Source organism: Nitritalea halalkaliphila LW7 (genome assembly GCF_000265075.1).
Classification (GTDB): domain Bacteria; phylum Bacteroidota; class Bacteroidia; order Cytophagales; family Cyclobacteriaceae; genus Nitritalea; species Nitritalea halalkaliphila.
Genome location: NZ_AJYA01000022.1, coordinates 24,826 through 47,067 on the forward strand (window position 1 = coordinate 24,826; position 22,242 = coordinate 47,067).

The following is a 22,242-nucleotide window of genomic DNA, read 5'->3' on the forward strand; positions in this document are numbered from 1 at the left end:
AAAATACATCCAAAAATCAGAAAGCAAAAATCGGCTGGCAGGCGGGCTGGACGGGAGCTACAGCTAACCAAAAGCGCTACAAAGGAAAATTCTTTGCTTCTATAAAAAATCAGCAGAATAAAAGGAGATTTTCGTTTCATACGTTTGTTTTTCTAAAATAAAGGTGGCAGTTTTGTGGTGTAAATGAAAGCACAAATCTTATATTCCTCAGCTAGCGCGTTTCGCGTGGCGCTTCGTAAGCCGAAGCTGCAGGAAAGTGCTATTTTTTCTGTACTCCGCTTGAGGACCACCCTCAGGGCATAGTCCCTGTTCTATTTTAATGGATCACCTATGTGGTAGATCCTGCTTCGTTTTATCGTCATTTCTATTTCCTTTACACTTCTTCACAGCCCGTATTTTCACCATGGAAATCACGCAAGCACCTAAATTTCAGGTCATTCCTGCTACTTCTAAGCATATCGACTATGCCACCACCATCACCGATGAGATGGAAAACTCTGCGAAAGCTCGGGGAACGGGCATCGCTAAGCGTACGCCTGCCTACATCCAGACGAAGATGGAGGAAGGGAAAGCCATTATCGCCCTCACGGATACGGGCGAGTGGGCGGGGTTTTGCTACATAGAAGCCTGGGGACACGAAAAATTCGTGGCCAACTCTGGCCTTATCGTAGCGCCCAAATTCCGGAAGTTCGGTTTAGCGAAAAAAATCAAGGAAGAAATCTTTAAGTTGAGCCGCAAAAAATACCCCGAAGCGAAAATTTTCGGCCTCACCACCGGTCCTGCCGTAATGAAAATAAACAGTGGCCTGGGCTACATTCCTGTGTCTTACAGTGACTTGACGGACGACGAAGCCTTCTGGAAAGGCTGTCAGAGCTGCGTAAACATCGAAATCCTACGCATGAAGGAGCGCCAAAACTGCCTCTGTACCGCTATGCTGTTCGACCCGGCCAAAACCAAGCAGGAGAAGGAGAAAAAAGCATTGCGCCCCGATTTCCGAAACAACCTGAAACTCTTCGAGCGCTGGGTACAAATCAAGCAGGCCATCCTGCTGAAATACAAAAAAACCAAACAAAAAACATTTTCTATCTTTTAAGGACGCCATCATGAAAAAAGTAGTTTTAGCCTATAGCGGCGGTTTAGATACCACCTTCTGTGCCCTCCACCTTTCTCGGGAGAAGGGCTATGAAGTGCATGCGGTACTTATTAACACCGGAGGCTTTACTTCAGAAGAACTTAGCACCATCGAAAATAGAGCGGCCACCCTCGGCATCGCTTCCTTCACTGCCCTCGACGTTACAGCCACCTACTACGCCTCTGTGCTGAAATACCTGGTCTTCGGAAACGTGCTCAAAAATCAAACCTATCCCCTTTCCGTCAGTGCTGAGCGTATCCTGCAGGCCAAAACCCTGGCCGAATACGCCTTTCCATCGGTGCCACCTGCATCGCACATGGTAGCACAGGAGCGGGAAACGATCAGGTGCGCTTCGACATGATCTTCCAAACCCTAATTCCAGATATCGAAATCATCACCCTATCCGGGATCTAAAACTTAGCCGAGAAGCTGAAATCGCTTATCTGGCAGAAAATGGCATCGAAATGAACGCCGAAAAGGCAGCCTATTCCATTAATAAGGGCATCTGGGGCACCTCCGTAGGTGGGAAAGAAACGCTAAGCTCGCATCTCGGACTACCCGAAGCAGCTTGGCCCACGCCGAAAACCAAAGACAGCCCGGAGACGATTTCCTTAACCTTCGAAAAAGGCGAAGTCGTCGGCCTAAACGGCCAAAAAATGGACCCTGTAGCCGCCATTCAAGCCCTCCATGAGCTGGCAGCGCCCTTCGGCATCGGCAGAGATATTCATGTAGGCGACACCATCATCGGCATTAAAGGACGCGTAGGCTTCGAAGCTGCCGCGCCACTTATCATCATAAAAGCACATCAGCTGCTCGAAAAGCATACCCTCACCAAGTGGCAGCTTTTCTGGAAAAATCAGGTGTCCGAATTTTATGGCAACCATCTCCACGAGGGGCACTACCTCGATCCAGTGATGCGGAACATCGAGGCCATGCTCGCCGACACCCAGACCTTTGTCAGCGGAACGGTGACGGTCACCCTCCACCCCTACCGATTTGAACTTCAGGGCATTCAGTCTGAGCATGATCTTATGGCCGCCAAGTTCGGCAGCTATGGAGAAATGAATAAGGGCTATACTGCCCAGGATGTGAAAGGCTTTACCCGTATCTTAGGGAATCAAACCGCCATTTTCCACCAGGTAAATTTCGGCCAGCATGAAGAAAATTAAAACCGCCGTCATCGGCGCAGCAGGATACACAGGCGGAGAGCTCCTCCGCCTGCTGGTCCATCACCCGCACTGTGAGTTGATAAAAGTGCATAGCAACAGTCAAAAGGGTAAGGCCGTAGCCGAGGTGCATCCCGACCTGCTGGGAGACTGCGACTTGCAGTTTACAGGCGATACAGACGTCCGCGGTATGGACGTGGTTTTCCTCGGCCTTCCGCATGGGGAAAGCAAGCACTTCGTGCACAGCCAAAGCTGGGATCCTCAGACACGTATTATCGACCTGAGCACCGATTTCAGAGATGAATCCGATGACTTCGTCTATGGCCTTCCCGAATTAAATGCCGAGCGTATCGCCAGTGCCCAGCGCATCGCGAATCCCGGTTGTTTCGCCACAGCCATCCAGCTGGCCCTTTTGCCCGCAGCGGCAGCAGGCCTACTGCAGGGAGCGCCTGTACATGTCACTGCACTTACGGGCAGTACTGGAGCTGGTAAAAAGCTATCCGAAACGGCACATTTCAGTTATCGGGATAATAATTTGTCCGTTTACAAGCTTTTTGACCACCAGCATTTAAAAGAAATCCGCCAAAGCCTTCGTTATATCCGTAAGGAAGAGGCACCTGAGCTGCTCTTTGTTCCCTACCGCGGGAATTTTACCAGAGGCATCTGGGTCACGGCTTATTTTCCCTTTTCCGGAAGCACCGCAGAAGCCCACGCCCTCTACGCAGACTTCTATAAGGACGCCGCCTTCACGCATGTCTCCGAGCAGGACATCAGCCTAAAACAGGTGGTGAACACGAATAAAGGAATCTTGCACGTCCAAGCGAAAGCCGGCCAGCTGGTGGTCTATGCCGCCATAGACAACTTGCTAAAGGGAGCCAGTGGCCAGGCGGTGCACAACATGAATTTGGCCTTCGGCCTGCCCGAACGTACCGGATTACACCTAAAAGCCAGCGCATTCTAAACGAGTACCATGAAAAATTTCGATGTTTATCCCTTACTGCCGATCACGCCCGTTCGCGCAGCAGGCGCCCTATTGTGGGATGCCGAAGGTCAGGAATACCTCGACCTCTACGGGGGCCATGCCGTCATCTCGATCGGACACAGTCATCCGCATTACGTGGCGCGTATTCAGGAACAAGTGGCGGCGCTAGGTTTTTACTCCAACTCAGTTCATATCCCCATTCAGGAAGCCTATGCAGCGGCCCTTGGACGGGCGAGCGGGCTGGAAGATTATGCGCTCTTTCTCTGTAACTCCGGGGCCGAGGCGAATGAAAACGCTTTAAAGCTCGCCTCCTTCGCTACGGGCAAGGCCGGTCACATCGCTTTTACGGGGGGATTTCATGGACGCACTGCCGGAGCCGTGGTGCTGACGGATAATCCCGGCATCATCGCCCCTTCGAACCAGCGTGCAGATGCCCACATTTTACCCTATGGCGACCTGGAGGCTGTCGAACGCTGCCTACAGACGGAGTCCATCGCTTCCATCTTGATCGAAGCCATACAGGGAGTAGGTGGCATTCATGTGGCTTCAGACGCTTTTCTTTTAGGCCTTGGCCGACTGGCCAAAACCTACGGTGCGAAATTAATCCTCGACGAGGTCCAAGCAGGCTTCGGTCGTAGCGGCAAGTTTTTCGCCTATCAGTGGGTAGAAGGCTTGGAGCCTGACTTGGTGAGCATCGCAAAAGGAATGGGCAATGGCTTTCCCATCGGTGGCGTCCTCGTGCACCCGGACATTCAGGCCAAACATGGTATGCTGGGCACCACTTTTGGGGGGAACCACCTCGCCTGCGCGGCGGGTTTAGCTGTCCTCGAGGTGATGGAAGAGGAAAAGCTGGTGGCGCAGGCGCAAAGCAGCGGTGACTATCTGCTAGAGGCGCTGAGCGGAATACCCGGGATCCAAGAGGTTCGGGGCCGTGGCCTGATGATCGGCATCGACTGTGAACAAGAGGCCAGCAAGGTGCGTTCTGAATTAATCCATAAACACAGAATATTTACAGGTAGTGCGAAAGGAAAATTTACAATTCGTTTGCTTCCTCCTTTAAATATTAAAATAAATCAATTATCTTCGTTTATCGAAGCGTTCCGAAATGTGCTGGGAGAACCGGCTGCGGAAATGGTGATTTCCAAATAATAAGTGGCGAAGCCGCCACAGTTACAGGAATTAAAAATTGTATGCAGACATTTATTCGATTTGAAAACGAATCATTGGCACAGAAGCTCATCGCTTCGGCCCTACACTATAAACAAAACCCCCATGCAGATGCACTTCTGGGTAAAGGAAAGCGTATCGGCTGTATTTTCTTAAACCCCTCCCTGAGGACCCGTGCGAGTACACAGATCGCTGCCTTAAATCTAGGTATGGAGCCTATCGTCATGAACATGGACAAGGAAGGTTGGGCCCTCGAGATGCGTTCGGGTGCTGTCATGAACACCAACACTGTAGAGCACATTAAGGATGCAGCGGCGGTTTTAGGTACTTATTTTGACGTTTTGGCCATAAGGGCCTTTCCGAGCTTGACGCAGAAGGAAGAAGATGTTACCGACTTCGTCTTGCATCAGTTTATTCGCTATGCAGGTATCCCTGTGGTCAGTTTGGAGAGTGCCACACGGCATCCTCTACAGAGCCTTGCGGACATGATCACCATCCAAGAACATGCGCTTAAAAAACCAAAGGTAGTGCTCACTTGGGCACCACATATTAAAGCGATTCCGCATGCGGTGGCGAACTCCTTCGCAGAATGGGCGCTCGGCTGCGGGCATGACCTCACGATCGCACATCCTGAAGGGTATGCCTTAGATGCTGCCTTTACACAGGGGGCCACCATCACACATAATCAGGCGGAAGCACTGGAAGGTGCCGATTTCGTGTATGTAAAAAACTGGTCTTCTTTTAATGATTACGGAAAAATTCTGGGCAGTTATCCCGACTGGATGCTGCGTGAGAAGCATTTAGCGCAAGCTCCTCAGGCGAAAATCATGCACTGCTTGCCCGTAAGAAGAAATGTGGAGCTTTCAGATGAGCTACTGGATGGGCCACGTGCCCGTGTGCAGCAGCAAGCTGAAAACCGCATCTATGCCGCTCAGGCGGTGCTGGCTGAAATCCTTCGGGAAATCGGCTAGACGGAAACCTGCCCAGACCTATCGCTGAACCCACACGATGAAACCTATATACCATCATCTAACCTATTAACAACCACACGTATGACAATCAGCGTAATTAAAATCGGAGGTAATGTCATCGATTACCCAGAAAAATTAGCCGAATTTTTAGTGCAGCTCGCGCACTTCCCTGGACCGAAAATTTTGGTACACGGAGGAGGTATTATGGCCTCTAAGTTTGGCGAAAGCCTCGGCGTGATGCCGAAAATGATCGATGGGCGTCGTATCACGGATGCTGACACTCTCGACATCGTAACCATGGTCTATGCTGGCCTGATCAATAAGGACATCGTGGCTAAGCTTCAAGCGATCGGCATAAATGCCCTCGGCCTTAGCGGTGCAGACGGTAACTTGATCCGTTCAAAAAAGCGAGGCGTCGGAAAAATCGACTATGGCTACGTAGGAGATATTCAGGAAGTGAATACTGCCCTACTCAGCTTGTTACTGGAAAACGATATGATTCCAGTGATTTCAGCCATCACGCATGACCAGCAGGGACAGCTTCTGAACACCAATGCCGACGGGATCGCCTCCCACATCGCCACCTCCCTGGCGAAGAAACATAAAGTCAATCTATACTTCTGTTTCAACAAGCCCGGTGTGCTCCTAGAAGAGCATGATGACTTTTCGATTGTTCCTTTAATAAACGAGGACATCTACGAAGAGCTCAAGCAGGAATCGGTCATTCACTCGGGCATGATTCCGAAACTAGACAATGCATTCGCTGCCTTGCAGATGGGGGTCAACCATGTCTGGATCGGGAAGGCCGAAAACTTAAGCCTCGCGGCCAAAGGAAAATTATCTGGAACTATTATCGAAAATCATCGCTACGACCTATATTAGCACAAATGATTTTCAGTGATGCATGAAAAATAATTATTATGAGGAGGCTGTCGGCCTCCTCAAAACTTTAATCCAAACACCCTCATTTAGCCGAGAAGAAGGAGAAACTGCTCGGCACATCGAACACTATTTGAGCGGCTTTGCAGTCACCCTAAAGCGCTTTGGGCATAATGTTTTAGCCTTTCCACAGGCTTTTGATCCCAAAAAAGCCACCGTTTTACTGAACTCCCACCATGACACCGTCAAGCCTAATGCAGGCTACACACGAGATCCTTTTTCGCCGACGATAGCAGATGGAAAGCTCTTTGGTCTAGGAAGTAACGATGCCGGAGGTCCCCTCGTCAGCCTAATCGCTACCTTTCTCACATGGAATGAGCGTGCCGATAGCAGCCCTTTAATGTGGTCCTGGCTGCGACAGCAGAAGAAGAAATCAGCGGCACTGGCGGCATCCAATCCATCCTTCCTGAGCTGCCCCTTTGTGAAATCGCCATCGTCGGTGAGCCCACCCGGTTAAAAGCAGCCGTTGCAGAAAAGGGGCTGGTCGTTTTAGATGCCACTGTCTATGGAAAAGCAGGCATGCCGCACGAGAGGAAGGAGAGAATGCCTTATACAAAGCACTGGAAGACCTGCTACTCATCCGCTCTTTTGAATTTAAAAAAACCTCCCCTTACTTAAGGAAAAAGTAAGGTCAGCGCCACAGTCATCCAAGCGGGGAGTCAGCATAATGTGGTACCGGACCGCTGCACGTACACGCTCGATGTACGCGTTACCGACGCCTACAAGCTAGAGGAAGTCATCGAGGAATTACGCGAACGCCTGAAAGCCGAACTGGTACCGCGTTCTCTGCGGTTAAATTCCTCTAAACTGCCGCTTTCCCATCCCATGCACCGCGCTTTAGACCTACTGCGCATCGAAAAATATGGGAGCCCTACCCTCTCGGACCAGGCGCTTATTCCCTTTCCAAGCCTAAAAATAGGACCCGGCGACTCGGCTCGCTCGCACACCGCCGATGAATACATATACCTGCATGAAATCGAAGCGGGGATATCCCGCTATATCCAACTACTAGACTATTACCAGCGCGTACGCTTATGAAAATTTGGGAAAAAGACAGCAGTGCTTCTGCTGCAGTAGATCGCTTTACCATAGGAAGAGACCCGGAATTCGATGCTCTCCTGGCCCCATGGGATGTGCTAGGCTCCATCGCCCACGCCCGCATGCTACAGGAAATCGGCCTACTCGAAAAAGAGGAGTGGCAAGCCCTCGATGCAGGCCTAAAAGCCATCTATGCCGAAATTCAGGCAGGCACCTTTTCGATCGCTCCCGGCGTGGAAGATGTGCACTCCCAAGTAGAATTTCTTCTGACTGAAAGACTTGGTGACGTGGGAAAAAAATTGCACTCTGGACGTTCTCGTAACGATCAGGTGCTCGTAGATCTCAAGCTCTTTTATCGGCAGGCAATCGCTGATGTCGTACAGGAAATGGAAGCCCTCTTCGATTTACTTCAGGCACTAGCGGCTCGCCATGCAGGGGATCTCATGCCCGGCTATACGCACACCCAGCTGGCCATGCCCTCCTCCTTTGGGCTCTGGTTTAGCTCCTTTGCCGAAGGCCTGAGCGAAGACCTCGACCTGCTCCATGCTGCCTATCGCCTGGTGGATAAAAATCCCCTGGGATCAGCGGCGGGATATGGCTCTTCTTTTCCCCTTAATCGTGCACGCACCACGGAGTTATTAGGCTTCCGCCAAATGCATTATAATGTGCTGAACGCACAAAACAGCCGAGGAAAAACAGAACGCCAGTTGGCTTTTGCCCTAAGCGGGGTAGCAGCGACGCTGAACCGACTAGCCGCAGATGCGATTCTATTTATGAATCAGCATTTTGGGTTCATCCGTTTCCCGGATGCGCTTACTACAGGTTCTAGCATTATGCCCCACAAGAAAAACCCCGATGTTTTCGAGCTAATCCGGGCTAAAACCAATCAGCTTCAGGGACTTCCCGGACAGATCCAGCTGCTGCTGACCAACCTGACGACGGGCTATCACCGCGACTTGCAGCTGCTTAAAGAAGGGATTTTTCCTGCCATCGAAACGCTGAAAGACTGCCTGAGAATGAGCCGATATATGTTGGAACATATCGAAATAAAGGCAGACATCCTGCAAGACCCCTTTTACAAGCATGTTTTTTCTGTGGAAGCGGTCAACAAGCTCGTAATAGAGGGGCTGCCCTTCCGCGATGCTTACAAGCAAGTGGGGCGGGCGATCGAAAACGATGCCTTTACCGTGGATCAAAGTCGCGTAGACCATGTGCATGCTGGCAGTATCGGCAACTTATGCTTAGAAGAAATCAGCGCCGACTTTCGAGCGGGCCTTCAGCGCTTTGACTTCGAACCCGCTAAACGCGCACTGAGCGCCCTGCTGACATGAAAAAGAAGCTTGTTGTCTTCACTGGTGCCGGCATTTCAGCGGAAAGCGGCCTAAAGACCTTTCGAGATAGCGATGGCCTCTGGGAGGGGCATGATGTCATGCAGGTGGCGACTCCGGAAGGATGGGCAGCTAACCCAGAACTGGTGCTAACCTTCTATAATCAACGTCGCCAGCAGGCGCAAGAAGTACTGCCTAATGTTGCTCATCAGCTACTGGTAGAACTGGAAGCAGATTTCGACGTGCATATCATCACACAAAATGTAGACGATTTGCATGAGCGGGCAGGCTCGAGTCACGTACTGCACCTGCACGGGGAATTGGACAAGGTCCAAAGTACCCTGAACCCTGACTACATCGTTTCGATGAAAGGAGCGCCCATTTCCTTAGGAGACTGTTGCCCACAGGGGGGGCAGCTGCGCCCTTATGTAGTTTGGTTTGGGGAGCCTGTTCCCGCTTATGCGGATGCGCTGGCGATTACCCGTGAGGCAGATATTTTCTTGGTTATCGGGACCTCCCTGCAAGTGTACCCTGCTGCGGGCTTGCTCTATGAAACGCCGTCCGGCATCCCGGTTTTTATCGTCGACCGCCAGATTCCGGATGTACGCTTACCGAAAAACTGCATCCCGCTGGAGGGCAGCGCCTGCGCCATGGCTCCGATTTTAAAAACCCAACTGCTAAAGCTCCGTTAGAACTCTGGTTAAGGAACCTCTTAATCCTTCGTGAAAATGAAAAAATATAAGATTTATGGCTTTATGAGCCTTTTGGCATTTGCTGTCGCTTGTTCCGGTGGCGCCGAAACAAGTACGGAAGAGCAGGTGGCAGAAAACAATAGCCATGCCCATCATGACCATGCTGCACACAGTGCTGCCTCTAATGCGAAAAGTCCGCGTACAGCTGCCATGGCGAATATCGGTAAAAATCATGTTCATATCGATTATTCGGCGCCAAGTGTACGTGGGAGAGAAATTTATGGCGGCCTAGTTGCGTGGGACGAAGTCTGGGTGACTGGTGCGCACACAGCAACCAGTATTTCGTTCGATGTTCCTGTCAGCATCGAGGGAAAAAAAATCCCTGCGGGCAAGTATGCGCTCTTCACGATACCGGGACAGTCTGGCTGGACGGTGATTTTAAACAGCAACTATGAGCAGCACCTTGCGGATGAGTATGATGAGTCAGAAGACATCGCACGCTTTACACTAGACAACGAGATGCCAGAAAACAGTGTGGAGCAGCTGCGTTTTGAAGTAGTTTCACTTTCTGATACGAAAGGAGAAATCCGCTTTGCTTGGGCTGAGCGAGGCTTTCGTCTCGCAGTCGAAAATAGCTAAAAATAAGGCGCCTAGAGCTATCTTTCGCAAAGTTGACCGAATCAAGCACCCCGATTTCTCTTCAGAAAGAGATCTTGGGGTTTTCTTTTTTCAGAGATACGTACAAGCAAACCGGAACAGATACCCCATACCATCCAATTTTTAGCCAAACACAGCTTAGCATCCGACACCTTTACCAGAATAATGATGACACAAACTCAAAAAAGAACAATACATTGACACTTTTTTGCTTTCTCAATACACAAAATGATTTTTTTATCCTTCTGATAATCAAGTTATTAAAAGTTTTCCTGATATATTTTTTAAGCAATACTTGACTTTTAACGGGGGGTGGGTAACTTAAACAAGTTTTTAGCGCTAAAAGCTTTTTAATCAATTTGTTATCTTCTAAATTTTGGAATCATGAGAAAAGTAAAAATAACTTTACTTGCGCTTGGGTTAGGCTTTTTAAGTTTTAATCCACTTTCGAGTCAAACAATTGTCCTACCCGATTGGCTACCCCGCCAGAGGAGAACATATGCAGATGTAAATATGGTGGTTGCTATGGAGGGAACGCTATATCTATACACGCAAGATGTGGTCAAGGAGACTGTTCTCTATCTGCTTCAAACTGTCCGCCAAGTTAATTTCATAAAGGCTAAAGCGAAATGCTTTAGCCTTTTAACCTTTACAATTTTATTCAAGCTATGCTTTTATCCTCAGATGCATCTAAGCATTCTAGTAGTTTAACCATTCTTTACACCATTTAACATGAAAATTTTTCTTTACCTGCTACTCTTTCTTTTATGCCTGGGATGTGGACCTAAAGAGCAGAGTGCTGTACCCTTATTTCAAGAACAAAACATCAGAATAAGCACTTTACCCTGGATACCTTGCTATTGGAAAAAGACTATTTTTCAGGAGTAGGCTTCTTGCAAGTTGCCCGTGAACAAGTGTTCTTCATAGATCAGATTTTCAGTACCGTCACGGTCTATGATAAAAAAGGAGCCCTACAGGGCAGCTACCTAGGAAAGGGAGAAGGGCCAAACAATCAAAACACCATTCATGGCTTTCTCCCCTATTCCTTAGATGGATCTCATCTAATTCTTGATAATTTTCAACTGGTAGCATTTGATGATAATTTTCAAAAAGTAGCTGCTTATCCACTAGCATGGGATTACGCCGAATCTTATGAGGACATGCTCAATAATCCTACTGCGGAGATGCTCGGTTTATATGAAATCGAGCATAAGGGCAATGGCTACAACACACCCTTTCACTATAACAGGCAAGCGAATGAGATCCTAATTCCCATGTCGATGAGCCACCCAGAATTAAACGGCTATATCTCCGAGGAGTATTACAAAAGTGTCTATGTATTGGGTCAGTATGATTTGGAAACTAAGCGAATTGGAAAAGGAATGGTAACAAGGTCTCCTGAATATCTTACCCAAAAATTTGTTCCCAATTTTGATTTTTCATTTTTCAGCACTAGGAAAGATGGCATTCTCCTTTCCTTTGCTATCGATCCTCTGCTACACGCCTATGATCTCGAGGGTAAGCTGTTGTATAAATTTGGAGTAGCGGGCATGAACATGCATACGAGTTATCCAAAAACCACTACCATTTCAGATGCAATAGACAATTATAGAGCTGATTTAAAACGGGCAGGTTTTTATCATTTTCTACACCATGACAGGGAAGCGCATATTACCTTTAGGACGTATTATCCTCTGGGAATCGATCAGGGAACTGCTAGACTACAGATATACCACAACCGCGTACTTATAGGGGATGTGGAGGTACCGGAAAGATTTCAAGTACTGGGTAAAATCGGGGATTTTTACTACGCAGATGGGCTAATAGATGAAGAAAATGATGTATTGGGCATATATAAATTTAAACTAAAACTATGAGGGTATTCGCTACATTTTTGATCCTTTTTATTTCGTTTGAGGTTTTACCTCAGGTGGTAACGGTAGTTGATGAACAGCAGCAGCCTCTTCCTTTTTTCACTTTGTCCATAGGGACTACTAATAGTGTACGCATAGGTGACAAGTATGGAAAGGTGACCATTGACCACCAAGAGGAGCATTGTGCGTATACGATACGGTACCTTGGCTATGAAGATCGGAAATTCTGCCTTTCAGACCTGAAAGCAGAAGACAACATTATTCAACTTACGCCCGAGGTGATCGAAATGGCCGAGTCAGAAATAAAGGGTTATAGTGACAGTGAACTCATCACCCAGGTAAAAAAGCAAATAGAGATCATGTCAGACAATGTTCATATAGTGAAAAGCTTTATGAGCGAATCCAATCCAAATTACCAATGGGAGAGCTTTGGTTTATTAACCTTAGGTGGCTTGAAGGATCGAAGTAAAAAAAATGATAGGTTTCACATGGGGTACATGAGTTTTTTGGCACAGATAAGTACCCTTCATTTAGCACCTGAACTAGAGCTACCCATTAAGTCTAAAATGGCGCTAGCATCGACATTTACCCAGGACTTACTTCTCGATATTCTTAAATCAAAGCACTCGAAATGGGACTTAGCTAAACTTACCCAGAAAGATGCAGAGATATTCAAAATAGCCGACCTTCGTGCAGATGTGCATGTTCATGCAGATGGCAGCATTAAAAAAATAACCATAAACAAGCAGCCCTTTAAATCCCCAGAAGGCACCGTCTATGATTTGTCAGGTGAAATCAGCTTTATTCAAGATCAGGATGTGGCATTCTTTTCCAATTTAGAGTTTAAAATTTATGACGAAAAGGAGGTTACTGACATCAGTTGTGTCGTTCATGATTTCCCGAAAACGGTATCACTTCCAGAAAAGTATTTAAATCGCTCACAAAAGGATGGGCTCTTCACCTCGTATGGCATCTATACTCGAAATCCAGATTATGTCTATAATCCTGAGCTATTTTCAAGGCTTCTAAGCAGTTCTGGGGCAACATTTGCCTTCCAAAAAAATAGGTCACTAAAGCTTGTGCAGGACAGTTACACGTACCCTGAAAAATTCAAAAGCAATGACGCTGCAACCAAAGATTACTTGGAGAAAAATTCTGCCTATATACAAGAAACGCTAAAAACACTACAATCTTATGACCTGGCTTGGTAGAGGCTAGCACTCAGCAATCTTATCCTCAACTTGACGCTTTCGGCAGAAACCCACTAATCCTTACAAATGCTTATTGTTACATGCATATTTTGATACTGGAATGAATTTGCACTACCTGTCTAAGTGATAGGCCAAGGTAACATAGAAAAAAAGTCCTCATGGTCCAAATGGATGCATGAGGACTTTTCTCACTTCAACTCGTGATTCTTTGGCCTTCGGCCAATAACTTAATCGGCCAAAAGGCGAAAATGCACATTCAGACGAGACTCTAAACGAATCGGCTTGATGTCTAAAAGCGCCAGCTCCTCCATATCTGCCATCATTTTTAGCGAAGAAGTTCCGCGCATTCGTATCACCGTCGAAGGCATGGACGTATCTACGATGTAGACCGCAGCACCTACCCGCTGGCTGAGGGTAGCAGCCAGTACATCCGCTTTGTTTTTAGCGTCCATAATCGCTTCTTTTTTGAGTTCCAGCAGTTCCTCATTAATGGCGCTATGCTCCATTCTATTTAAGACGATTTCGGTTATTTTCTTTTCAGACAACTGAGTTAAAACAGCGTCTAAATCTGCAGCGGTTCTTAATTCCAACTCAAAAGTTTTGGTATTTTGTACCTCATTTTTGCGCAACAAGCGGGACTCCAAACTTCCAAAAGCATCTTTTACCTTCAGCTGTTTTTCCACATCCACGCCTGCATCCCTGAGGGCACGCTGTAGGTCTCGCTCTAGGGCATTCATCTTGGTGCGCGCATCCTTTTCGGACAGCGTAATGTCGAAGAATAAACGATCGGGGATCAGCTCTTTAAAGGCTACTCCCGTTACCTCCACACGAGGGTCATTCGGGTGATACTGGCTAAATACTTCAAAGCCAGTAAATAAAAAGAAGCCTAGGAGGCTAAGGGATAGAAAAGAAAGTCGTTTCATAGCTTTTTTAGAAAAAGATTCGGATGGAAGATACACAAATACTGGAAAAAATAAATACATTAGACGAAATTTTATGATTATTTAATCCAACATCTTCTTTTCTTTATTTTCCTATCCGTACGCGCTACCTTATGTTATTTTACGCGAAAACAGCCTCATGCCTCCTACTTTTCTTACTTCTGGTTACATGTGTACATGCTCAGCGTCCTATTTTTTACCAACTCGAATTAGGGACTGAGCGCTTTTATATGCGGACTTTTGATGTCGACCCAGGTCCTAACTGGTCGGGCTTTCCCTTAGAAGGATCCTCTAGTTTCGCTTTGGATCTAGGGTTAGGAATACAGACCAAAAAGTGGGCCTCCCTAGGTATCGGCCTGGGCTATGCGTATTTTCCCGAAAACACACTAGTTCGGGTCGCTCTTCAATCTGAAATACATCCTTTTCAGCGTACCCTATCTCCATTTCTCAGGATGCGACTGGGATATTCTTCTTTAAATACCTTTGAAGAAAATTCGAGACAGTCCCCCCTAGCGGAAGGAATTTTTGGCTTACGCTACAGGTTGAGCCCCGTCGTGGCCCTTGAGCTTAGTTCCGGCGTTGCCTTAACACAACAAACGCTTTTCATTCCGATTCGCATCGCTTGTCGCTGGATGCCCCACAGGTAGCAACAAGGGCGCGGCTGCATGGCGAGCTAGACTACACTACCTACTGCTGGTTGTAAACAAAAAAAGACCGGAGTTCCGGTCTTTCTCTTTCATTATGCAGCAAATGCTATTATTTTACAGCTTTCTCGATTTCATTTTTTGTTTTCTTAGCGAGCTTGTCTACTTCTCCACTCACCTCGTCTACCTTTTTATTTAGACCATCAAGCAAGCTACCTAATTTATCACTCGCTTCGTCCCAATATTTTTCACCCTGCTTGGTTAGCTTCTTACGCGTATTTTTCCCCTTATCTGGAGCAAGTAAAATACCGGCTTGTACGCCAACAGCTGCACCTAATAATACGCCTAATAGAAATTTTGTAGAGCTCATCTTCTTTTATGGTTTAAATTTGAAAAAACATTTAATAATTAAGTAACAAAGAACATGCCAACTGAAAGATTGACAAGAAATATCTCCGTTTCTATTATTAAATACGCATAAACCGAATAAATCGTTGCAAAATCAGCAATCAATTATCCGAGAGCCCTACTGCAAGCTACTTTTTATCCGAATGGTCTGCACAGGACGAATCGGGTCATTCGAAAACACATAAATTTCCTTATGGTCGATACCCTTCCGTCCAGAGGTGTCGAATCGCAGCTTTAGGCGTCCTTTTTGGCCCCCGGCCAAAATCATTTCGTCCACCTCAACCTCTAAGCAAGTGCAATTCGCCATCACTTTACGGAGGACAAGTTCTTCCTGCCCTACATTTTCAAATTCCAGCTCCCGCTCTACGATCGATCCTGCGCGCACCTGCCTCAGGTCTACTGCTGTCTCGGACAACAACAAGCGGGGAACGATATCCTGCATCGAGCTCGGAACAGGTTCAAAGTACTCTAAAACAGTCACTAAATACGGGATTCGGAGCGTGTCCTGCTGGCCCGTTTCATCTCGTATTAAAACCGCTACCTGCTCTGAAAATTGGCCCAAATCATTCCGCATGGCACCATCATAGGCTATGGCTAGAAGCGCCCGAGAGGCTGCGGCCACCGTATCCCCTACGATACGTACCTGTAGGAACTCAGGGAGTAGCGGCTGCACTTCCGACAGCATGAGGGCACTCTTCCCGAAATTATGGACATCTACCCGATACTCGGTGGGCTCATGCGTAAAAACACGCCCTAAATTTAAAGGTAAACTCCTAAAAGCCAGCTCGCCCTGCCGCGCCCGGTACACCTCCTCCGCGTTCGAAACGAGGGGCACTAATCGACCCTGTACATACAAGGTGTCTCCTTCCGCATCGGCTGAGGTTTTCACCAGCAACTGATGCATAAAACTTCCCACTTGATAATCAGGAGTATAGGTGACCTCCAAGGCGGCTATCTTCGAAGGAGCCACGCTGTCGCGTGCAAAACGGACTTGCAAACAGGCACAGTCGCTCACTACTTCCTCCAAAGCAATGGCCTGATCGTGCTGGTTTAAGCCGTAAAAGGTCAGCACCTGAGGACCTTCTTCCGCTAAAAAGGTACCCAAAGAGAGTACCTGCTTCTCCCAAAAAAGAGGCAACCTTTCGGGAGCCTCTTGGGCCAAAAGCCCACCCGAAAACAGGGTAAACAGGGCAGATGAAAACACAAAAAAGAGGGTGATTTTTCGCTTCATAAGGGCAAATAACGGAAAAAAGTAGGCGACTCTGTCAACTATTATGTAATTTGCGCGAAAAAAATTAAGCATCATGGCAAGAGTTTTAACGGGTATCCAAAGCTCCGGCAGGCCGCATTTAGGAAATATCCTCGGCGCGATTTTACCTGCGGTGGCCTTAACCAAAGAGGAGCAAAACGATTCCTTCATCTTTATCGCTGACCTTCACTCCCTTACTACCATTAAAGAGGGCACGACCAGACGTGAGCACGTAGATGCCGTAGCCGCTGCCTGGCTTGCCTTCGGTTTAGACACCGAAAAATCCGTATTCTACCGACAGTCGCGCATACCGGAGGTGGCAGAGCTGACCTGGTACCTGTCCTGCTTCACGCCCTTCCCGATGCTGGCAAATGCGCATAGTTTTAAAGATAAGTCCGATCGCCTCGCAGATGTAAACGCGGGTCTGTTCACCTATCCCGTCCTGATGGCCGCAGATATTTTACTCTACAGTGCGGACGTGGTGCCTGTCGGCAAAGATCAATTGCAGCATCTCGAAATGACGCGCGATATCGCCAGCAGCATGAATCATAAACTGGGCCAAGAGCTTTTCGTCCTTCCCGAGCCTCGTATCAGCGAGGAGGTAATGATCATCCCCGGCATCGACGGCCAAAAGATGAGCAAGTCCTACAACAACTTTATCGACATCTTCCTACCAGAAAAAGCGCTGAAGAAGAGCGTAAACAGCATCGTGACGGACAGCACGCCGCTAGAAGAACCGAAAATCGCGGAAACGTGCAACGTGTTCAAGCTTTATAAACTGCTCGCCAGCCCTGAGGAAACGGCTACACTGAAGGCCCAATACGAAGGAGGGAATTTCGGTTACGGACATGCGAAAAAAGCCCTTCTAGATCTTATTTTAGAGCGCTTCGCCGAAGAACGCCGCATTTTCGCCCATTATATGGAAGATAAAACCGCCCTAGACCGCGTGCTACAGGTGGGAGAAGAGCGTGCCCGCACGATAGCTCGTGAAAAATTAAGCGAGGTTCGTGAGCTCCTTGGGTTTTAAAACTACTTTCTAGTCAAAAGCCATAAAAAAGGGAGCTCGATGTGAGGCTCCCTTTATTTTTACCATGGCGGCTTCCTAGGCACGCCCAGTCCAAAGCACCTTCAGTGTCATGCCGTTAATCTGCATGGCGATACGCGTCGGATTCGGAATTAAAACCAGGCGCACATCCTGCCCATCGAACTGCTCCGATTCGATCGGCACACCCTCCTTGCCCTTCACCTCATAATTTACCAGTCCCTGAGCATCGGGTAGCATGGCTGTATACTTATTCGCTAGATAAGCTGAAGGAAGTAAAATATCGTTATCAGAACCTAGGGTCTTATAAATTTCTTCAAAAGCCTTCTGGAAAACCGGCTCGTACTCCTCATTAAAATCATCCTCTAAATCCTGCATCTCCTCCTCTATGTCATCATACGCCTCATCGGCATAAGAGAGTTTACTCAACTGAATACGCTTCTCGACGATGGAGCGCAGGAGCTCGTTCATTTTGTTGTAATCCATAAATCTAAGATGTATCTTGCTGCTGTATGCGAGCGCAAGTTAACCATTCCCTTAAGGCTATCCAAACGGCGGAGCAAGGCATTCCCATGGCCCAAGCCTACTTGGACAGGAATTCTACCCTACCTAAACTATTCTTTATTAGCTGGGTAGCCGCTCTCCTTTTTTGCTTATCCGCTCCGGCCTTCGGCCAAAAAAAACCGCAGACCCCTAAAATCCTACACGCTTACTGCCAAGCCTTCGAAGCCCAAGATGCTGAAGCCATGGCGCACCTCCTGCATGAAGATTTTCAACTCCTCGATGTAGAAGGTGGGCTTATCGTGGCGGGACGTGCGGATTTTACGGCGCTGTACAGTCGCTTTTTTTCCCGCATGCCGGAAATGAGCGTCACCTTCTCCATCTATCAGGAGCGCGGAGGCACTTGGATCGTGGAGCAGGAACTGCAGCGGCAGCCAAACGCGAAGGTACAAAAGGAGCGCTTCGCATTTGACTTCGACGAACAGCAAATCTACAGCATCCGGTACCGCTTCGTGACCAAATAAGGGGCTCCACAAGTCTCCCCTCAGCTACTGACGACTCCTTCTGCGCGCAGTTCCTCCACGAAAGCAGCAAAAACCTCCTGATGCCGCGCTAAATTAAACACGGGCGCCACGGCCACACGGGCGATATAGTCCTTGTCCTCCTCCTTCGTAGTACCCTGCGTAGAGGTGGCAGGAATAGTCCAGTAACAGCCCTTCAGCTGCCCATAACTCACACAATACTTGCTCTCCTCAGGAATTTCTCGGATCATGCGCTCGATGAGCCGCAAGTTTAAGGCACGCTTGAAGGCTTCGCGCTCTTCTGGACGCGTTCCACGAGTGGGCAAGTCTAAAGAGAACACAGAGGGACGAAAGCCCCTTTGCGCCAGCGCCTCGGAAACAAAATGTATATGCGCTTGCGGCAAAACCTCTCGAATAAAGGCGACGAAAGCTGCGGTCTGCTCATAGGCCTTCTGGATGCGTTCTAGCATGCTCGGCAACTGCTCACGCAGGATTTCTAGCTGCTGCAGGGTAGCGCCATTATCGCAGAGTAGGAGCTGCTGCTCGATTAGGGGCATGTATTCCTCTGCGGCAGGATTCGCACTGGCATAGGCGGCCGTACACCTACCTCCACTGGGAAACTTAGAGCCGCTGACATAGGAAAGCGTCGGCACCGCATGAAGTGGGCTGCTCTCACTTAAAAAGGGGACATTCGGACAGAAGGTTTGGTCAAGCAGTAAGACCGCAGGAACCGCAGCGGTGCCAGAAGGTGTGAACTGTGGCTGTAGCAGGCAGGCAGCCAGGGCCTCAAGATCCGGAACTTCCACGCGCGGATTTGTCGGGATTTCAGCGATCACGTAAGGCACCGCGTCTACCGCCGCAAGCTGCGCTAATATGGTTTGCAGGCTGCTGACCATATCATGCTTACCATCTACTGGAAAATCCACTATATCCACCTGAGGCAGAAGAGCCGCCACCCGACGTGCCTGATCGTTCGTTCCTCCGTAGCAGTTGGGCGGCACCACGAAGGCAATTTGCTTCTCGGGAAAGTGCTCCTGGGCATGTGCCACCAGGCCCATCATTAAGGCATACTGCATGGACAAACCACTCGAAGCGAAAAGGGGCTTTCCCGAAGGGCTCTGCGTAATCTCTCGGACAAGTTGCTCCAAAACTGGGAGATGCTGCGCGCGCTGCTCTAGTTCGGAAGGAACTGGTCCACGCTCCCCTACAAGCTGCTGAAGCGCGCACAAGCTCTGCTGGGGTGTCATGGCGATGGTCTCTCTACGGCGCACATGCTGGATTTCTGCGGAATAGTCTTGCACTTCTTCAGCTGCCAGCCAGACGATTGTCCCTAAGCCCTGCACCTGCATCAGCTGAATAGCGCAGCCGCCGCGCTCCTGAAAAGGAACCAGCTGAGGCTGCTCCTCGTACCATACCGTGGTTCCCGCAAATGGTCTTGGCTCCTTCCCTACTTCTAGCTGTTCCAGCTCAAAGGAATAACCATAGACTTGTCTTAAAGTGTGTGGGTCTAGCTGAATCGGAAGTGTCCCGGTATGCAGTAAGCGCGTCGCCTTGCCCAGCAACTTGTTTTGACGTAAAATGGCCAAAAAAGGCATAGTCGTAGAAGCGAAGCTTATGCAATGCGCGGCTTGGCCACCTACGGGAATCATCAGTGCCCACTCCAGCAGGCAGGACAGTGGATGTCCTAAGCGAATATAATCGTAGGCAGTAGGCAGCTGCGCTAATGACTCTGTATCCAGTCGATCCGTCTGTACTAAAGCCTGAAAAGCATCTAAAAAGGCTGTTTTCGCTTGACTCTCTTGGTAAATATCCAGGCGGTGCGTGGTAAGGGTGAGCCAGTCAGCAGGCATATTCGCTAGGGTCTGGCGCAGCACCGTCCAGGGAAGTTCTCTATTGCTCATGGGATTTATTCTTATCATTACAATACTACGAAATTTCAAGAAAAGCAGGCAGGGATTGGACTAGAATAAGGGATTGACTACTGTTCAAAAAATACTGACTCACGTTCAAGCCATGTATAAAAAAAGGAAGGCCTCGCTTAGACCCTCCCTTTTAAAAGCCGCAGGCATGCAGCTGCTATAGCTTTTATGCCTTTAATTTGGCCTCATGCGCTTCCTTAATTTTACGTCTCAGGATTTTGCCCACGTTCGACTTCGGCAGCTCCTCAGTAAAATAAATTTCACGCGGTACTTTATAGTTGGTCAAGTTTTCTTTCGCGAAAGCGATCAACTCTTTTTCGGTAGGGTTTCCTTTTGGCACCACATAGGCCACCACTTTTTCGGTAGATTTTTCATCTGGCATACCGATTACCCCCACTTCTAACACCCCCTCGTGAGAGGCTAAGGCATTTTCTACTTCATTTGGATAGACATTAAAGCCAGAGACAAGGATCATTTCCTTCTTGCGATCGACGATTTTCACGTAGCCATCCTCATCGATAATGGCGATATCACCCGTCTTAAACCATTCTCCATCCATCACCTTTTCGGTCTCATCTGGTCGGTTCCAGTAGCCTTTCATGACTTGAGGGCCCTTCACGCAGAGCTCCCCTTTTTCTCCCGTTCCTAGCGTATTCCCTGCATCGTCGATTACTTTTACCTCTGTATTCGGTAAAGGCACCCCGATAGTTCCGATGCGCTCTGTTCCATCGATCGGGTTACAAGTTGCTACGGGCGAGGTCTCCGTTAAGCCATATCCTTCTGCCAGAGGCGTACCCGTCACCGCTTGCCATTTTTCAGCAGTAGCCTTCTGCACAGCCATGCCACCCCCCACGGTAATTTTCAAGCCGGAGAAGTCTAAAGCACGGAAACTCTCTTGGTTTAAGAGGCCATTAAAGAGCGTATTCACCCCGGTAATCACAGAGAATTTATGCTTGCCCAGCTCCTTAATAAAAGCCGGCATATCGCGTGGGTTGGTAATTAAAACATTATGCGCTCCGATTTTCAGCATCGCCAGGCAGTTCACTGTCAAAGCGAAAATATGATAAAGTGGCAGCGCAGTGATGACGATTTCTTCTTTTTCCTTTAGCTTCGGCTTCATCCAAGAAGAAATCTGCTGCATATTCGCCACGATATTTCCGTGCGTAAGCTCCGCTCCCTTCGACACCCCAGTAGTGCCCCCGGTATACTGTAGGTAGGCGGCATCACCTAACCCCATCTCGGTAGGCTGGAATGTACTGTTTTGGCCCCTGGCCAAAGCCTCTTTAAAGCGAATCGCACCCGGTAAGCTATAAGTAGGGACCATCTTCTTGATGTACTTCACGACGAAGTTGACGATTCCCCCTTTTAATCCCCCGAGTAGATCCCCTAACTCTGTGATGATCACATGCTTGGCAGGGATATCCTTGCGGATTTTTTCTAAGTTAAAAGCGAAGTTTGCCAAAATCACGATAGCATCTGCCTGTGAATCGGTAAACTGATGCTTCATTTCTGAGGCCGTATAGAGTGGATTGGTGTTTACGACTACCATTCCGGCACGTAAAATCCCAAACATGGCTACCGGGTACTGTAGACAGTTGGGCATTTGAATGGCTACTTTGGCACCTTTTTTTAATTTCAAATCATTTTGTAAAAAGGCCGCGAACTGGCGGGAAAGCGTATCCAGCTCATTAAAGCTGATTGTTTTGCCCATGCACTCGTAGGCAGTAGCAGCGCCAAACTTGCGCACCGACTCTTCGAAAAGTGCTGTTACGGACGTATAGGCCTGAACGTCAACTTCTTTATCGACGGACTTGGGATAAAATTTCAACCACGGATATTGTTCCATTCCTCCTGTATTTT

The 22,242-nt window shown here is 48.3% G+C and carries 19 protein-coding genes and 2 pseudogenes; 15 read left to right on the plus strand and 6 right to left on the minus strand.

Features of this window, described 5'->3' with window-relative positions:
- The first annotated feature begins 403 nt into the window (after positions 1-403).
- From A3SI_RS08660 to A3SI_RS08720, 13 genes and pseudogenes are all read left to right on the plus strand, one after another.
- On the plus strand, positions 404-1,093 hold the full coding sequence (locus tag A3SI_RS08660) for an N-acetyltransferase (RefSeq protein ID WP_009055147.1): 690 nt from the start codon (positions 404-406) through the stop codon (positions 1,091-1,093).
- Between the two features lie 10 nt (positions 1,094-1,103).
- Positions 1,104-2,301, plus strand: a pseudogene (locus A3SI_RS08665) (argininosuccinate synthase).
- Positions 2,288-3,259: an N-acetyl-gamma-glutamyl-phosphate reductase gene (argC, locus tag A3SI_RS08670; protein ID WP_009055149.1), complete on the plus strand. Its 972-nt coding sequence runs from the start codon at positions 2,288-2,290 to the stop codon at positions 3,257-3,259. The pseudogene A3SI_RS08665 and the gene argC overlap by 14 nt, the downstream one beginning before the upstream one ends.
- A 9-nt stretch (positions 3,260-3,268) precedes the next feature.
- Positions 3,269-4,429: an aspartate aminotransferase family protein gene (locus A3SI_RS08675; RefSeq protein ID WP_009055151.1), complete on the plus strand. Its 1,161-nt coding sequence runs from the start codon at positions 3,269-3,271 to the stop codon at positions 4,427-4,429.
- Positions 4,430-4,470: 41 nt separating this feature from the next.
- The gene (locus A3SI_RS08680; RefSeq protein WP_040670519.1) at positions 4,471-5,418 is read left to right on the plus strand and encodes an N-acetylornithine carbamoyltransferase; all 948 of its coding nucleotides are present in this window, start codon (positions 4,471-4,473) and stop codon (positions 5,416-5,418) included.
- 81 nt (positions 5,419-5,499) lie between these two features.
- On the plus strand, positions 5,500-6,300 hold the full coding sequence (argB, locus tag A3SI_RS08685; RefSeq protein ID WP_009055153.1) for an acetylglutamate kinase: 801 nt from the start codon (positions 5,500-5,502) through the stop codon (positions 6,298-6,300).
- Between the two features lie 22 nt (positions 6,301-6,322).
- Positions 6,323-7,395, plus strand: a pseudogene (locus tag A3SI_RS08690) (M20 family metallo-hydrolase).
- Complete coding sequence (argH, locus tag A3SI_RS08695; protein ID WP_009055154.1) at positions 7,392-8,726, plus strand: argininosuccinate lyase; 1,335 nt, start codon at positions 7,392-7,394, stop codon at positions 8,724-8,726. Before A3SI_RS08690 ends, argH begins: the two are co-directional and overlap by 4 nt.
- Positions 8,723-9,415 carry an SIR2 family NAD-dependent protein deacylase gene (locus A3SI_RS08700; protein ID WP_009055155.1) on the plus strand — a complete coding sequence of 231 codons (693 nt, stop codon included), beginning with the start codon at positions 8,723-8,725 and terminating at the stop codon, positions 9,413-9,415. Before argH ends, A3SI_RS08700 begins: the two co-directional genes overlap by 4 nt.
- 36 nt (positions 9,416-9,451) lie before the next feature.
- Complete coding sequence (locus tag A3SI_RS08705) at positions 9,452-10,054, plus strand: DUF2911 domain-containing protein (RefSeq protein WP_009055156.1); 603 nt, start codon at positions 9,452-9,454, stop codon at positions 10,052-10,054.
- 402 nt (positions 10,055-10,456) lie between these two features.
- The gene (locus A3SI_RS20640) at positions 10,457-10,783 is read left to right on the plus strand and encodes a hypothetical protein (protein ID WP_009055157.1); all 327 of its coding nucleotides are present in this window, start codon (positions 10,457-10,459) and stop codon (positions 10,781-10,783) included.
- Positions 10,784-10,932: 149 nt separating this feature from the next.
- A complete protein-coding gene (locus tag A3SI_RS08715) occupies positions 10,933-11,949 on the plus strand; it encodes a hypothetical protein (protein WP_238531682.1) in 1,017 nt (338 codons plus the stop codon).
- The gene (locus tag A3SI_RS08720; RefSeq protein WP_009055160.1) at positions 11,946-13,157 is read left to right on the plus strand and encodes a hypothetical protein; all 1,212 of its coding nucleotides are present in this window, start codon (positions 11,946-11,948) and stop codon (positions 13,155-13,157) included. The genes A3SI_RS08715 and A3SI_RS08720 overlap by 4 nt, the downstream gene beginning before the upstream one ends.
- 227 nt (positions 13,158-13,384) lie before the next feature.
- Here the strand turns inward: A3SI_RS08720 and A3SI_RS08725 are convergent, their stop codons facing one another.
- From A3SI_RS08725 to A3SI_RS08740, 3 genes are all read right to left on the minus strand, one after another.
- On the minus strand, positions 13,385-14,080 hold the full coding sequence (locus A3SI_RS08725; protein WP_162098440.1) for an SIMPL domain-containing protein: 696 nt from the start codon (positions 14,078-14,080) through the stop codon (positions 13,385-13,387).
- A 774-nt stretch (positions 14,081-14,854) separates the two neighbouring features.
- Complete coding sequence (locus A3SI_RS08735; RefSeq protein ID WP_009055163.1) at positions 14,855-15,112, minus strand: YtxH domain-containing protein; 258 nt, start codon at positions 15,110-15,112, stop codon at positions 14,855-14,857.
- A 156-nt stretch (positions 15,113-15,268) separates the two neighbouring features.
- On the minus strand, positions 15,269-16,381 hold the full coding sequence (locus A3SI_RS08740; RefSeq protein ID WP_040670539.1) for a DUF1573 domain-containing protein: 1,113 nt from the start codon (positions 16,379-16,381) through the stop codon (positions 15,269-15,271).
- Positions 16,382-16,454: 73 nt separating this feature from the next.
- Between A3SI_RS08740 and trpS the strand changes: the two genes are divergently transcribed.
- The gene (gene trpS, locus A3SI_RS08745) at positions 16,455-17,426 is read left to right on the plus strand and encodes a tryptophan--tRNA ligase (protein ID WP_009055165.1); all 972 of its coding nucleotides are present in this window, start codon (positions 16,455-16,457) and stop codon (positions 17,424-17,426) included.
- Positions 17,427-17,501: 75 nt separating this feature from the next.
- Here the strand turns inward: trpS and A3SI_RS08750 are convergent, their stop codons facing one another.
- Positions 17,502-17,927, minus strand: a complete 426-nt coding sequence (locus tag A3SI_RS08750) for a hypothetical protein (protein ID WP_009055166.1) — start codon at positions 17,925-17,927, stop codon at positions 17,502-17,504.
- A gap of 26 nt (positions 17,928-17,953) precedes the next feature.
- Here A3SI_RS08750 and A3SI_RS08755 point away from each other — a divergent pair, with 26 nt between their 5' ends.
- Complete coding sequence (locus tag A3SI_RS08755) at positions 17,954-18,466, plus strand: nuclear transport factor 2 family protein (protein WP_009055167.1); 513 nt, start codon at positions 17,954-17,956, stop codon at positions 18,464-18,466.
- A gap of 20 nt (positions 18,467-18,486) precedes the next feature.
- On the opposite strand, the gene A3SI_RS08760 is transcribed toward A3SI_RS08755, so the two are convergent.
- A complete protein-coding gene (locus A3SI_RS08760; RefSeq protein WP_009055169.1) occupies positions 18,487-20,364 on the minus strand; it encodes a PLP-dependent aminotransferase family protein in 1,878 nt (625 codons plus the stop codon).
- A gap of 184 nt (positions 20,365-20,548) precedes the next feature.
- Positions 20,549-22,228 carry an AMP-binding protein gene (locus A3SI_RS08765; protein WP_009055171.1) on the minus strand — a complete coding sequence of 560 codons (1,680 nt, stop codon included), beginning with the start codon at positions 22,226-22,228 and terminating at the stop codon, positions 20,549-20,551.
- Between the last annotated feature and the right edge of the window lie 14 nt (positions 22,229-22,242).

Bases quoted from the DNA above. Each gene is read 5' to 3' on its own strand.
- A3SI_RS08660 (WP_009055147.1), top strand. From the start codon at position 404: ATGGAAATCACGCAAGCACCTAAATTTCAGGTCATTCCTGCTACTTCT.
- argC (WP_009055149.1), top strand. From the start codon at position 2,288: ATGAAGAAAATTAAAACCGCCGTCATCGGCGCAGCAGGATACACAGGC.
- A3SI_RS08675 (WP_009055151.1), top strand. From the start codon at position 3,269: ATGAAAAATTTCGATGTTTATCCCTTACTGCCGATCACGCCCGTTCGC.
- A3SI_RS08680 (WP_040670519.1), top strand. From the start codon at position 4,471: ATGCAGACATTTATTCGATTTGAAAACGAATCATTGGCACAGAAGCTC.
- argB (WP_009055153.1), top strand. From the start codon at position 5,500: ATGACAATCAGCGTAATTAAAATCGGAGGTAATGTCATCGATTACCCA.
- argH (WP_009055154.1), top strand. From the start codon at position 7,392: ATGAAAATTTGGGAAAAAGACAGCAGTGCTTCTGCTGCAGTAGATCGC.
- A3SI_RS08700 (WP_009055155.1), top strand. From the start codon at position 8,723: ATGAAAAAGAAGCTTGTTGTCTTCACTGGTGCCGGCATTTCAGCGGAA.
- A3SI_RS08705 (WP_009055156.1), top strand. From the start codon at position 9,452: ATGAAAAAATATAAGATTTATGGCTTTATGAGCCTTTTGGCATTTGCT.
- A3SI_RS20640 (WP_009055157.1), top strand. From the start codon at position 10,457: ATGAGAAAAGTAAAAATAACTTTACTTGCGCTTGGGTTAGGCTTTTTA.
- A3SI_RS08720 (WP_009055160.1), top strand. From the start codon at position 11,946: ATGAGGGTATTCGCTACATTTTTGATCCTTTTTATTTCGTTTGAGGTT.
- A3SI_RS08725 (WP_162098440.1), bottom strand. From the start codon at position 14,080: ATGAAACGACTTTCTTTTCTATCCCTTAGCCTCCTAGGCTTCTTTTTA.
- A3SI_RS08735 (WP_009055163.1), bottom strand. From the start codon at position 15,112: ATGAGCTCTACAAAATTTCTATTAGGCGTATTATTAGGTGCAGCTGTT.
- A3SI_RS08740 (WP_040670539.1), bottom strand. From the start codon at position 16,381: ATGAAGCGAAAAATCACCCTCTTTTTTGTGTTTTCATCTGCCCTGTTT.
- trpS (WP_009055165.1), top strand. From the start codon at position 16,455: ATGGCAAGAGTTTTAACGGGTATCCAAAGCTCCGGCAGGCCGCATTTA.
- A3SI_RS08750 (WP_009055166.1), bottom strand. From the start codon at position 17,927: ATGGATTACAACAAAATGAACGAGCTCCTGCGCTCCATCGTCGAGAAG.
- A3SI_RS08755 (WP_009055167.1), top strand. From the start codon at position 17,954: ATGCGAGCGCAAGTTAACCATTCCCTTAAGGCTATCCAAACGGCGGAG.
- A3SI_RS08760 (WP_009055169.1), bottom strand. From the start codon at position 20,364: ATGAGCAATAGAGAACTTCCCTGGACGGTGCTGCGCCAGACCCTAGCG.
- A3SI_RS08765 (WP_009055171.1), bottom strand. From the start codon at position 22,228: ATGGAACAATATCCGTGGTTGAAATTTTATCCCAAGTCCGTCGATAAA.